A 12,490-nucleotide genomic window follows, 5' to 3' on the forward strand; every position below is an offset into this window, starting at 1 on the left:
GCTCCTCATTCCTGTACCCGGACTTCGCGGAACATGCCCATTTCCATATGAAACAGCAGGTGGCAGTGATAGGCCCAGCGGCCAAGCGCGTCGGCAGTCACCCGATAGCTGCGCCTGGAACCGGGCGGTACGTCGATGGTGTGCTTGCGCACCATGAACTGGCCGTTTTCGTCTTCCAGGTCGCTCCACATGCCATGCAGGTGGATGGGGTGGGTCATCATGGTGTCGTTGATCAAGACGATGCGCAGGCGCTCGCCGTACTTGAGCAGCAGCGGAGCGGCGTCGCTGAACTTCACGCCGTTGAACGACCAGACGAATTTTTCCATGTGCCCGGTCAGGTGCAGCTCGATCGTGCGGCCCGGCTCGCGGCCGTCGGGGTCGCCAAAGGTGCTGCGCAGGTCCGCGTAGGTCAGCACTTTGCGGCCATTGTTGCGCAGGCCCATGCCTGGGTCGTCGAGCTTGGGTTTGACGCTCATGGCCTGCATGTCAACCAACGGATTGTCGTTCTCCGTTTCGGGATGGGTTTGCATCCCGCCCATACCTGGCATGGTGCCGTGGTCCATGCCGGTCATGTCATCCATGCCCTGCATCTGGCTATGGTCCATGCCCTGCATCGATCCGTGCTCCATGTCGGCCATGCCCATGTCGTCCATGGTCACCAGTGGCCGAGGGTCCAGGGGCGGAACCGGCGCCGCCAATCCGGCCCGGGTCGCGAGGGTGCCGCGGGCGTAGCCGGTGCGGTCCATGGACTGGGCGAACAGGGTGTAGGCTTGCTGCGTCGGCTCGATGATGACGTCGTAGGTTTCCGCCACGGCGATTCGGAACTCATCGACACTCACCGGTTTGACGTACTGGCCATCAGAGGCCACGACGGTCATTTTCAGGCCGGGGATACGCACATCGAAATAGGTCATCGACGAGCCATTGATAAAACGCAAGCGGATGCGTTCACCCAGCTTGAACAGGCCGGTCCAGTTCATGTCCGGTGCCTGGCCGTTCATGAGATAGGTATAGGTGGCGCCACTGACGTCGGCCAGGTCGGTGGGATTCATCTTCATCTCGGCCCACATCTTGCGATCGGCCACGGTGGCGGCCCAGCCGTTCTTGCCGACATCGTCGATGAAGTCGCCGACCGTGCGTTTGTTGTAGTTGTAGTAGTCCGATTGTTTCTTCAGCTTGCGGATGATTTGGGTGGGGTCCTCATCGCTCCAGTCGGTGAGCATGACCACGTAGTCCCGCTCGTACTGGAAAGGCTCGGGTTCCCTGGCGTCGATGACCAGTGGGCCATAGACCCCGGATTGCTCCTGGAAGCCGGAATGGCTGTGGTACCAATAGGTGCCGTTCTGCCGGACCTTGAACTGGTAGACATACAGGCCGCCGGGCTCGATGCCTTTGAAGCTCAGCCCGGGGACGCCGTCCATGTTGGCCGGCAGGAGGATGCCGTGCCAATGGATCGAAGTGCTGTCTTGCAGGCGATTGCGTACGCGCAAGGTCACGGTGTCGCCCTCCCGCCAGCGCAGCAACGGCCCGGGGATACCGCCGTTGATGGTCTGGGCGGTGCGCGGGTTGCCGGTGAAATTGACCGGGCTTTCGCCGATGAACAGGTCGAACTCGGTGCCGCTCAGTACGTTGGGCTGGCCCGGGCTGGCAATCGCCCAGACGGGCGAGCGCCACAAGCCCAGGCCACCAAGGATGCCGCCGGCAGTCAGGCCCTTGACGAAGGTTCGCCGGGAAGTTTTCGATTGCATGACGTTTGAAAATCCATCGCTCGATTCAAAGCTGGCACAGGGGCAGGCCCCTGTGCGGGTTGAAAAGAAGATGACACAGCCGGACGCGGCGGGTGATTACATTTCAGTCAGCTTGGCACCACGAGGGAACGGGTGCGTTGCAGTGGCCGGGCACAGGTCAGAATGATCTTTTGCAACGGCGGGATATTCTGTAGCCTTGCCGGCTTCATGCTGTCCCGTGCCTGATTGATACCCACTTTCCCGGCGGTACCCGAGTGGTCCGGAGCCGGGTGTATACTCGACTTTCGCGCAAAACGCGCCCATAGGTCTTGCGAACATGACGCAGATTTCCGAACGCCTTCTGGTCCAGGCCCACCTCGATGCCAAGCAGCCCAAGCCGCTGACGGCCGAGCAAGAAGCCTGGTACCGCGCCGCCATCGCCGCCGAGCTCAAGGCTCAGGACGCGGTGCTGGTTGCGCATTTCTACTGTGACCCGATCATCCAGGCCCTGGCCGAGGAGACTGGGGGCTGTGTTTCCGACTCCCTGGAAATGGCCCGCTTCGGCAACGCCCATCCGGCCAAGACTGTGGTGGTGGCCGGGGTCAAGTTCATGGGCGAGACCGCGAAGATCCTCAATCCTGAAAAACGCGTGCTGATGCCGACCCTGGAAGCCACCTGCTCCCTGGACCTGGGCTGCCCGGTGGATGAGTTCTCGGCGTTCTGCGACCAGCATCCGGAGCGCACCGTGGTGGTCTACGCCAACACTTCGGCGGCGGTAAAGGCCCGGGCCGACTGGGTCGTGACGTCCAGCTGCGCGCTGGAGATCGTCGAGAGCCTGATGGACAACGGCGAGACGATCATCTGGGGCCCGGACAAGCACCTGGGCACCTACATCCAGCGCAAGACCGGCGCCGACATGCTGCTCTGGGACGGTGCCTGCATCGTCCACGAGGAGTTCAAGTCCAAGCAACTGGAAGACATGAAGGCGCTGTACCCGGACGCCGCGATCCTGGTGCACCCGGAGTCGCCGACCTCGGTGATCGAGCTGGCGGATGCCGTGGGCTCCACCAGTCAGTTGATCGCTGCGGCGCAAAGCTTGCCGAACAAGACGCTGATCGTCGCCACCGACCGCGGCATCTTCTACAAGATGCAGCAGCTGTGCCCCGACAAAGTCTTCATCGAAGCCCCTACGGCTGGCAACGGCGCGGCGTGCCGCAGTTGCGCGCATTGCCCGTGGATGGCGATGAACACCCTGGAGCGCACGCTCCAGGCGCTGAAGGATGGCAGCAACGAAATCTTTGTCGACCCGGCCTTGATCCCTCAGGCCATCCGCCCGCTCAAGCGTATGCTGGACTTCACCCAGGCAGCGCGGATGAAATTGGCGGGGAATGCTTGATTCCTGGAGTCTTGAGACCTCTGAAGGGCTTGAAGCTTTGAGAGGTATTGAGACCTGAGAAACCTTCGTGGCGAGGGAGCTTGCTCCCGCTAGGCTGCGAAGCAGCCCCCTCCTGCCAGCACCGCATATCTTCAGGTAAACCAAACAGGCCTTTTACGACTGCTGCGCAGCCGAGCGGGAGCAAGCTCCCTCGCCACGAGACCAGTGGTTGTTCCTTTACTTGGTCTTCTTGGGAATCCGCACCAGCTGCGTATCCGAGTAGATGTCATGCCAGCCGCGCTTGCGCTTGTCGAACAGCGCCCAGATGAAACCCAGCCCCAGCAGCAGCAACGACGCAATCGACACCACGAACCGCAACAGCGCCTGCCACAGGCTGATGGCCGTGCCATCGGCGTTCTGCACGCGAATACACCAGACTTGCATGCCCAGGGTCTGGCCGTTGTGGGTCCAGAACTTGGCGAAGAAACCGAACAGCACAAAAAGCAACACGGTGGACAGCAGCGGGTCACCGTCCAGCGCTCCGGCGTCGGTGAGGGCGCGCATCTTTTCTTCGCCGAGGATCGCCATCTGGATCATCTTGTAGACGCCGCCGGTCACGATCAGCAGCGCCGTGCACAGCAGGAAGTCATAAAACATCGCTGCCAGGCGACGGCCCAGGCCGACGGGGGGGAAATCGCCCTGGGGAGTGAGCAGGTGTTTCGGCATGACGGCCTCGGCTGAAAAAAGAAGCCATTTTACGGATTTGCGCCCATAAAAAAGCCCCTGATATCAATCAGGGGCTTTTTAGTTTGCGAAAGCCTCAGGCCTCGGCTTGAACCTCGTCAGCCTGCATGCCTTTCTGGCCCTGCACAGCGACGAAAGTGACTTTCTGGCCTTCTTTCAGGCTCTTGAAGCCGTTGCCCTGGATGGCGCGGAAGTGCACGAACAGGTCCGGACCGCTTTCAGGGGTGATGAAACCAAAACCTTTTTCGTCGTTGAACCACTTGACGGTACCGCTCTGACGAGTAGACATTTTCTTAATTTCCTTGACGCTAAATTAATGACAGCCTCTTTCAACGCGAAAGAGTACTGGGGCTGGGTTGCAGGAAAGTAAGATGACGTCGAACGGGATGTAGCTAACTTCGTAGGCTACTGCCCAGGTCACGATCCAAGCGACCCATGCAAACACAGTGACGAAACTCTACGCCAACTTCCGATGAAAAAACAACCCCCCTCAAGGGCCCGGATTTGCTCAGCTTGCTGGCGATTTAGATGTTTCGCTGGGGAAGGCTTATTCGAAAGGCTAGTCCGATAGTTCCGCGACGTTATAAGCCCGGTTGAATATCAAACATGCACCTTTTTATGGCGGTTGCGTTACACATTAGTGCACGTTTAACGCAACCGCGTTACTTATAGAAACAGCCAATCAACCACGGTAGTAGCGCTGTGCAACAAATGGCATTTTGCTTACAAGCATGGGCACCTTTTTCCCACGCACAATGGCCCAGACCGGTGTATCCAATGCCACGTAGGCGCTGTCCAGATAGCCCATCGCCAACGGACCGCCCAGCGTCGGGCCGAAACCGCCGCTGCATACGGTGCCGATGTTCTCGCCAGCTTCGTTGACGATCTCCGCGCCTTCGCGCACCGGTGTGCGTTCCTGGGGCAGCAGGCCGACGCGTTTGCGGCTGACGCCGCTCTGTTGTTGGGCGAAGATGGTCTCAGCCCCGGGGAACCCACCGGCGCGGGCACCGTCGGCACGGCGTACTTTGGAAATGGCCCAGAGCAGGCTGGCTTCGATCGGCGTGGTTTCGGTGTTCATGTCGTGGCCATAAAGGCACAGGCCGGCTTCCAGGCGCAGGGAGTCGCGGGCACCGAGGCCAATGGCCGCGACTTCCGGTTCGGCCAGCAGGGCACGGGCGAGTTTCTCTGTGTCGGCGGCCGGCACGGAAATCTCGAAACCGTCTTCGCCGGTGTAGCCCGAACGACTGACAAAACAATCCACGCCCAGCAGCGTGACGCGCTGGAACTGCATGAAGGTCATTTTCGCCACGTCCGGCGCCAGGCGCGCGAGTACGCTGACGGCGGCCGGGCCTTGCAAGGCGAGCAGGGCGCGGGCTTCGAACAGCGGTTCGATGCTGCACCGGTCGCCGATTTTCGCTTGCAGGTGGGCCAGGTCCTGATGCTTGCAGGCGGCGTTGATCACCAGGATCAGTTCGTCATTGCCCAGGTTGGCGACCATCAGGTCGTCAAGGATGCCGCCGTTATCGTTGGTGAACATGGCGTAGCGCTGCATGCCCACCGGCAGGTCGATGATGTCCACCGGCACCAGTGTCTCCAGGGCTTTGGCGGCATCGGCGCCGGTCAGGCGGATCTGGCCCATGTGGGACACATCGAACAGCCCGGCCTGATCACGGGTGTGCTGGTGTTCTTTCATGACGCCCAGCGGGTATTGCACGGGCATGTCGTAGCCGGCAAATGGCACCATGCGCGCGCCCAGCTCAAGGTGCAGCGCGTGCAGCGGGGTTTTCAACAATTGTTCGGTGGACATATCAGCTCCTGGAAAATGAAAGTGGCGCGCATCAGCATTCGATGATGTTGACCGCCAGACCGCCGCGGGCGGTCTCCTTGTATTTGCTTTTCATGTCGGCGCCGGTCTGGCGCATGGTGCGGATGACTTTGTCGAGGGAGACGAAGTGATGCCCGTCGCCGCGCATGGCCATGCGCACCGCGTTGATGGCTTTCACCGAGCCCATGGCGTTGCGCTCGATGCAGGGCACCTGGACGAGGCCGCCAATGGGGTCGCAGGTCAGGCCGAGGTTGTGTTCCATGCCGATTTCGGCGGCGTTTTCCACTTGTTGCACGGTGCCGCCCAAGACTTCGCACAGTGCGCCGGCCGCCATGGAACAGGCCACGCCGACTTCGCCCTGGCAGCCGACTTCGGCGCCGGAAATGGAAGCGTTTTCCTTGTAGAGGATGCCAATGGCGGCGGCCGTCAGCAGGAACCGCACCACGCCATCCTCGTTGGCCCCGGGAATGAAGCGCATGTAGTAATGCAGTACGGCCGGAACGATGCCTGCCGCGCCGTTGGTAGGCGCGGTGACAACGCGTCCGCCGTAGGCGTTTTCTTCGTTGACGGCCAAGGCATACAGGTTGACCCAGTCGAGCACGGACAACGGATCACGCAATGCCGCTTCGGGGTTCTTGCACAGCTGGCGATGCAGCGCGGCGGCCCGTCGCTTGACCTTCAGCCCGCCCGGCAGGATCCCTTCATTGCGACAGCCGGCCGCCACGCAATCCTGCATGACCTGCCAGATCTTCAGCAGGCCGGCGCGGGTTTCGGCTTCGGGGCGCCAGGCACTTTCGTTGGTCAGCATCACCTGGCTGATGGACAGGCCGTAAGTGGTGCAATGGGCGAGCAGGTCCTTGGCGCTCTTGAACGGGAAGGTCAGCGGTGTTGCATCCTCGACGATGCGGTCGGCACCGGCGGCGCCTTCGTCCACCACAAAGCCGCCGCCTACCGAGTAATACTCGCGGCTGCGCACTTGCAACCCGGCGGCATCGAAGGCGCGGAAGATCATGCCGTTGGGGTGGAAGGCCAACGGTTTGCGGATCATCGCCAGGTGCAGTTTTTCGTTGAATTCGATGGGGTGTTCGCCGAGCAGGTTCAGGCGACCGCTGCTGCGAATCTCCTGGAGCCGGGCGGTGACTGTTTCGGTGTCCACGGTATCCGGGTGCTCGCCTTCCAGGCCCAGCAGCACGGCCTTGTCACTGCCATGGCCCTTGCCGGTGGCACCGAGGGAGCCATACAGCTCGACTTTGACGCTGGCAGTGGTCTTGAGCAGGTCATCACGGCGCAGACCTTCGACGAACCGGGCCGCGGCACGCATCGGGCCAACCGTGTGGGAGCTGGAAGGGCCGATGCCGATCTTGAACAGGTCGAACACGCTTAACGACATGGTGTTTCTCCGGTTTCTTTTTATGAGTTCGAGATTGGCGTAGATCCCCTTGTGGGAGCGGGCTTGCTCGCGAAGGCGGTGTGTCAGCCAGATAGATGTTGACTGATACACCGCCTTCGCGAGCAAGCCCGCTCCCACAAGGGATAGGCGGTGTTATTGAAAGAGGGGCGAGCTAGCCCGCCCCTTCATGGTCAAGCGTAGCTTTCGATCGACGGGCAGGCGCAGACCAGGTTGCGGTCGCCGAACACGTTGTCGACCCGGCCCACCGGCGGCCAGTATTTGCCTTCGATCAACGACGCCACCGGGTAAACGGCCTGTTCGCGGCTGTAGGGGTGAGTCCACTCGCCGACAAGTTCCGCCGCGGTGTGCGGGGCGTTTTTCAGCGGGTTGTCGTCTTTGTCGAGGCTGCCGTTCTCCACCGCGCGGATTTCTTCACGGATGCAGATCATGGCGTCGCAGAAGCGGTCCAGTTCTTCCTTGGATTCGCTTTCGGTCGGCTCGATCATCAATGTGCCGGCCACCGGGAACGACATGGTCGGGGCGTGGAAGCCGAAGTCGATCAGGCGCTTGGCGACGTCATCGACGCTGATGCCGCTGCTGTCCTTGAGCGGACGCAAATCGAGGATGCATTCGTGGGCTACCAGGCCGTTGCTGCCGGAGTAGAGCACCGGGTAGTGCTCTTCCAGGCGACGGGCGATGTAGTTGGCGTTGAGGATCGCCAGTTGCGAGGCGCGCTTGAGGCCGGCGCCGCCCATCATGCGGATGTACATCCAGGTGATCGGCAAAATGCTCGCACTGCCGAACGGCGCCGCGCATACCGCGCCTTCCTTGCGCTCCATGTTCGCATGGCCGGGCAGGAACGGTGCCAGGTGCGACTTGACGCCGATCGGGCCGACGCCCGGGCCGCCACCGCCGTGAGGGATGCAGAAGGTCTTGTGCAGGTTCAGGTGCGACACGTCGCCGCCGAACTTGCCTGGGGCGCAGAGTCCGACCATGGCGTTCATGTTGGCGCCGTCGATGTATACCTGGCCGCCGTTGTCATGAATGATGCCGCAGATTTCGCGGATGCCTTCTTCGAACACGCCGTGGGTGGACGGGTAGGTGATCATCAGCGCGGCGAGGTGTTCGCGGTGCTCGATGGCCTTGGCGCGCAGGTCTTCGATGTCGACGTTGCCACGGGCATCGCACGCGGTCACGACCACGCGCATGCCGGCCATGTTGGCGGTGGCCGGGTTGGTGCCGTGGGCGGAGGACGGGATCAGGCAGATGTCGCGACGGTCTTCGCCACGGCTCTGGTGGTAGGCGCGGATTGCCAGCAGGCCAGCGTATTCACCTTGGGAACCGGCGTTGGGTTGCAGCGACACCGCGTCATAGCCGGTGGCGGCGCAGAGCATCGCTTCCAGCTCGTCGGTCAATTGCTGGTAGCCGGCGCTCTGCTCGGCCGGGGCGAACGGGTGCAGGGCGCCGAATTCGGCCCAGGTCACCGGGATCATTTCGCTGGCTGCGTTGAGTTTCATCGTGCAGGAACCCAGCGGGATCATGGTGCGATCCAGGGCCAGGTCCTTGTCGGCGAGCTTGCGCAGGTAACGCATCAGCTCGGTTTCGGAATGGTAGCGGTTGAACACCGGGTGGCTGAGGATCGCCGATTGGCGCACCAGTTCGGCCGGGATGCGGCTTTGCACGCTGGCGGCGAGGGAGGCGAAGTCCGGCAGGGCCTTGCCGTCGGCCAACAGGCTCCACAATGCCTCGATATCAGCCTGGCTGGTGGTCTCGTCCAGGGACAGGCCCAGGCGCTCTGCATCCACCGCGCGCAGGTTGATGCGTTGAGCGCGCGCCTTGTCGTGCAGGGCGGCAGTCTGTGCGCCGGTGTGCAGGGTCAGTGTGTCGAAGAAGCTCTCTTGCTCGACGCTCAGGCCCAGCGCGCCCAGGCCCTTGGCGAGGATCGCGGTCAGGTGGTGGATGCGGTTGGCAATCTGCACCAGGCCTTTGGGACCGTGATACACAGCGTACATGCTGGCGATGTTGGCAAGCAGCACCTGGGCGGTGCAGATATTGCTGGTGGCTTTCTCGCGGCGGATGTGTTGCTCGCGGGTCTGCATCGCCAGGCGCAGGGCCGGCTTGCCGAAACGGTCTACGGAAACGCCGACCAGACGGCCCGGCATGTCGCGCTTGAACGCATCCTTGGTGGAAAAATACGCCGCGTGCGGGCCGCCGAAACCCAGTGGCACGCCGAAGCGCTGGGCGCTGCCGATGGCCACGTCTGCACCGAATTCACCGGGAGCGGTCAGTAGCGTCAGGGCCAGCAGGTCAGCCGCGACGGCCACCAGGGCATTGGCGGCGTGGAAACGTTCGGTCAGCTCGCTATAGTCGAACAGGTCACCGTTGCTGGCCGGGTATTGCAACAGTGCGCCAAAAAAGCCGCTGACGTCGCTCAGTTCGCGTTCATCACCGACCACCACGTTGATACCCAGGGGCTCGGCACGGGTGCGCAGCACGTCGAGGGTCTGCGGGTGGCAATGGCGGGAGGCGAAGAAGGCATTGCTGCCCTTGTTCTTGCTCAGGCGCTTGCAGAAGGTCATGGCTTCGGCAGCGGCGGTGGCTTCGTCGAGCAGCGAGGCGTTGGCGATCGGCAGGCCGGTGAGGTCGCTGATCAAGGTCTGGAAATTCAGCAGCGCTTCGAGACGGCCCTGGGAAATTTCCGGCTGGTACGGGGTGTAGGCGGTGTACCAGGCCGGATTTTCCAGCAGATTGCGCAGGATCGGCGCTGGGGTGTGGCAGTTGTAGTAACCCTGGCCGATGTAGGTCTTGAATAGCTGGTTCTTGCCGGCGATGGCCTTGATCGAGGCCAGTGCATCGGCTTCGCTCTGGCCGTCGCCCATGTCCAGCACGCTGGTGCCCTTGATGCTTTCCGGGATGACGCTGGCGCTGAGGGCTTCCAGGGAGTCGAAACCCAGGCGCTCGAGCATGGCTTGCTCGTCGCTGGCCCGAGGGCCGATATGACGGGCGATGAATTCGTTGGCGGTGCCGAGATTTACGGTCATGTCGTGGCTCCTCAGGCTTCGGCGTTGGCTTTGATCAGGCGATCGTAGGCGTCTTGATCCAACAGCTTAGCCACTGCGTCGGCGTCGGTCGGTTTAAAGCGGAAGAACCAGCCGTCGCCCAGCGGATCTTCGTTGACCAGTTCCGGGCTGTCGCCGAGCTTGTCGTTCACTTCAAGTACTTCACCATCGAGGGGCATGTACACACCGCTGGCGGCTTTCACCGATTCAACCGTGGAGGCTTCGTCGCCCTTGGCGTAGGACTGCAATTCAGGCAGTTGCACAAAAACCACGTCGCCCAATGCGTTCTGCGCGAAGGCGGTAATGCCTACGGTGACGCTGCCGTCTGCTTCGGTGCGCAGCCATTCGTGATCTTCAGTAAAACGCAACTCGCTCATGGAAACTCCTGGGGCCAGATTTCGTCTGGTGGACGCGAAGAAAGGCGCGGGGCTTGGCCCGGCCGAATAGCTAAAGCCTTAGCAAGAACGTGGCCAATATACAAAATCCTTTATTTATCAATAAGTTGAAGAATCTTCGCGCGACGATAAACTTTCGCCCTGTAGCGAAATCGCTACAGTGCCTGGGCCGGATAAAATCGTTATGGGATCAGAGCCTTACGCTGCGCAGGCTGACGGCGACTGTAGCGATATCGTTCCGCTGTAGCGCTTTCAGTACAGTGGAGGTCGTTTTTAGATGTGCCCGTCAGACCTTGTGGGAGCGAGCCTGCTCGCGAAAGCGGTGTATCAGGCAACATCAATGCTGGCTGACATACTGCTTTCGCGAGCAGGCTCGCTCCCACAGGGGCAGGTGTCCGCAGAGGTGTGCCCACAAGGAATGTGGTGGTGGGTTCATGGCTTGTTGGTGATGCCGTACTTGCGCAACCGATGGGCAATGGCCGTATGAGAGGTTTGCAAGCGGCTGGCGAGTTGACGGGTGGAGGGGTAGTTGGTGTACAGCGATTCGAGCAATTGTTTCTCGAACGCTTCGACGGCCTGCTCCAGGCTTTCGACTTCCACATCGCCTTGGCGCGCCACGGAGGTGCCGGCGATGTCGAGGTCGCCGATGTCCACCAGGCTGCTTTCGCAGATGGCGGCGGCGCGGAAGATCACGTTCTGCAGTTGCCGCACATTGCCCGGCCAACGATTGCCCAGCAATGCCGGATAGGTGCCGGGGGCCAACCGACAGACCGGGCGCTGGATTTGCGCGCAGGCCTGCTGCATGAAATAACGCGCCAGCAGCAGGATGTCCTGGCCGCGCTCACGCAGCGGCGGGACTTCGACGTTAAGCACGTTCAGGCGGTAGAACAAGTCTTCGCGGAACGAGCCTTCGCTGACCATTTTCTCCAGGTTGCGGTGGGTGGCGCTGAGGATCCGCACATTGACCTTGATCTCCCGATCGCCACCCACACGGCGAAAGCTGCCGTCATTGAGGAAACGCAGCAGCTTGGCTTGCAGGTACGGCGACATCTCGCCGATTTCATCGAGAAACACCGTACCCTGGTTCGCCAGTTCCATCAGCCCCGGCTTGCCGCCGCGCTGGGCGCCGGTGAAGGCGCCGGGGGCATAGCCGAACAGTTCGCTTTCGGCGAGGTTCTCCGGCAGCGCGGCGCAGTTCAGGGCCAGGAATGGCGCACCGTGGCGGGCGCTGATGGCGTGGCAGGCGCGGGCCACCAGTTCCTTGCCGGTACCGGTCTCCCCCTGGATCAGCAGCGGCGCATCCAGGGCCGCGACGCGCTGGGCCCGGGCCTTGAGCGTGCGGATCGCCGGGGATTCGCCCAGCAGCGCATCGAAACCCTCGGCGTGGTCGTGATGCAGGGCCGACAGGCGTTCGCCGATACGGTTTGGCTGGTAAAGCGTCAGCAGCGCCCCGGCATCGGTAATGGGCGTGGCGTCCAGCAACAAGGTCTGGCCGTTGAGGGTGATTTCCCGCAGCGGCAGGCGAAAGCCGTTTTCCAGCAGCGCGTCCAGCAGCGCCGCGTCACCGAACAGCTCGGCCACGCTTTCCCCGGCCGGTTCCCGACCGTACAAGGCGATCAGCGCGGGGTTGGCGAGCAGCACCTTGCCGGCGCTGTCGAGGGCCAGCACCGGGTCAGTCATGGCGGCGAGCAAGGCATCGAGCTGCAAGTGTCGGCGTTGCCCCGGCAGAATGTCCACCACGGTGACCGCCTGCACGCCGCGCACGCTGAACAGTGCCTCGCGCAGTTCGTCGAGCACCTGCGGGCTGAGGGTCGGGGCATCGATGTAGACGTTGGGCGGCACCATCTCCACCGCATCCAGGTTCAAATTGCGCCCACCGAGCAAAGCCAGGACTTCCTGGGTGATGCCGACGCGGTCGATGAAACTGACGTGGATGCGCATGGGGCGGTTTCGGGTTCTGGATTACGAAGGGTGG

General features: G+C 62.1%; 9 protein-coding genes. 1 reads left to right on the forward strand and 8 read right to left on the reverse strand.

Annotated features, from left to right (window positions below; genetic code table 11):
* Positions 1-5: 5 nt before the first annotated feature.
* Positions 6-1,748: a copper resistance system multicopper oxidase gene (locus tag M1E16_RS05600; RefSeq protein ID WP_458129388.1), complete on the reverse strand. Its 1,743-nt coding sequence runs from the start codon at positions 1,746-1,748 to the stop codon at positions 6-8.
* Positions 1,749-2,064: 316 nt separating this feature from the next.
* On the opposite strand from M1E16_RS05600, the gene nadA reads away from it, so the two are divergent.
* Positions 2,065-3,123: a quinolinate synthase NadA gene (nadA, locus tag M1E16_RS05605; protein WP_305496382.1), complete on the forward strand. Its 1,059-nt coding sequence runs from the start codon at positions 2,065-2,067 to the stop codon at positions 3,121-3,123.
* A gap of 216 nt (positions 3,124-3,339) precedes the next feature.
* On the opposite strand, the gene M1E16_RS05610 is transcribed toward nadA, so the two are convergent.
* The 7 genes from M1E16_RS05610 to M1E16_RS05640 all read right to left on the reverse strand — a co-directional run bounded on the left by M1E16_RS05610 (position 3,340) and on the right by M1E16_RS05640 (position 12,456).
* Positions 3,340-3,828 carry an RDD family protein gene (locus M1E16_RS05610; protein ID WP_458129389.1) on the reverse strand — a complete coding sequence of 163 codons (489 nt, stop codon included), beginning with the start codon at positions 3,826-3,828 and terminating at the stop codon, positions 3,340-3,342.
* Positions 3,829-3,922: 94 nt separating this feature from the next.
* Positions 3,923-4,135 carry a cold-shock protein gene (locus M1E16_RS05615; protein ID WP_003227496.1) on the reverse strand — a complete coding sequence of 71 codons (213 nt, stop codon included), beginning with the start codon at positions 4,133-4,135 and terminating at the stop codon, positions 3,923-3,925.
* 393 nt (positions 4,136-4,528) lie between these two features.
* Positions 4,529-5,653 (reverse strand): glycine cleavage system aminomethyltransferase GcvT, encoded by a 1,125-nt coding sequence (gene gcvT, locus M1E16_RS05620; RefSeq protein WP_458129390.1) that lies wholly within the window; start codon positions 5,651-5,653, stop codon positions 4,529-4,531.
* A gap of 31 nt (positions 5,654-5,684) precedes the next feature.
* Positions 5,685-7,061, reverse strand: coding sequence for an L-serine ammonia-lyase (locus M1E16_RS05625; RefSeq protein WP_434695691.1), 1,377 nt, complete (start codon positions 7,059-7,061; stop codon positions 5,685-5,687).
* A 191-nt stretch (positions 7,062-7,252) separates the two neighbouring features.
* Positions 7,253-10,102, reverse strand: coding sequence for an aminomethyl-transferring glycine dehydrogenase (gene gcvP / locus M1E16_RS05630; protein WP_458129391.1), 2,850 nt, complete (start codon positions 10,100-10,102; stop codon positions 7,253-7,255).
* An 11-nt stretch (positions 10,103-10,113) separates the two neighbouring features.
* The gene (gene gcvH / locus M1E16_RS05635) at positions 10,114-10,497 is read right to left on the reverse strand and encodes a glycine cleavage system protein GcvH (RefSeq protein WP_434561638.1); all 384 of its coding nucleotides are present in this window, start codon (positions 10,495-10,497) and stop codon (positions 10,114-10,116) included.
* 450 nt (positions 10,498-10,947) lie between these two features.
* Complete coding sequence (locus M1E16_RS05640; RefSeq protein ID WP_458129392.1) at positions 10,948-12,456, reverse strand: sigma-54-dependent transcriptional regulator; 1,509 nt, start codon at positions 12,454-12,456, stop codon at positions 10,948-10,950.
* Positions 12,457-12,490: the final 34 nt, after the last annotated feature.

Source organism: Pseudomonas sp. Z2-11 (assembly GCF_054161305.1).

Bases quoted from the DNA above. Each gene is read 5' to 3' on its own strand.
- M1E16_RS05600 (WP_458129388.1), bottom strand. From the start codon at position 1,748: ATGCAATCGAAAACTTCCCGGCGAACCTTCGTCAAGGGCCTGACTGCC.
- nadA (WP_305496382.1), top strand. From the start codon at position 2,065: ATGACGCAGATTTCCGAACGCCTTCTGGTCCAGGCCCACCTCGATGCC.
- M1E16_RS05610 (WP_458129389.1), bottom strand. From the start codon at position 3,828: ATGCCGAAACACCTGCTCACTCCCCAGGGCGATTTCCCCCCCGTCGGC.
- M1E16_RS05615 (WP_003227496.1), bottom strand. From the start codon at position 4,135: ATGTCTACTCGTCAGAGCGGTACCGTCAAGTGGTTCAACGACGAAAAA.
- gcvT (WP_458129390.1), bottom strand. From the start codon at position 5,653: ATGTCCACCGAACAATTGTTGAAAACCCCGCTGCACGCGCTGCACCTT.
- M1E16_RS05625 (WP_434695691.1), bottom strand. From the start codon at position 7,061: ATGTCGTTAAGCGTGTTCGACCTGTTCAAGATCGGCATCGGCCCTTCC.
- gcvP (WP_458129391.1), bottom strand. From the start codon at position 10,102: ATGACCGTAAATCTCGGCACCGCCAACGAATTCATCGCCCGTCATATC.
- gcvH (WP_434561638.1), bottom strand. From the start codon at position 10,497: ATGAGCGAGTTGCGTTTTACTGAAGATCACGAATGGCTGCGCACCGAA.
- M1E16_RS05640 (WP_458129392.1), bottom strand. From the start codon at position 12,456: ATGCGCATCCACGTCAGTTTCATCGACCGCGTCGGCATCACCCAGGAA.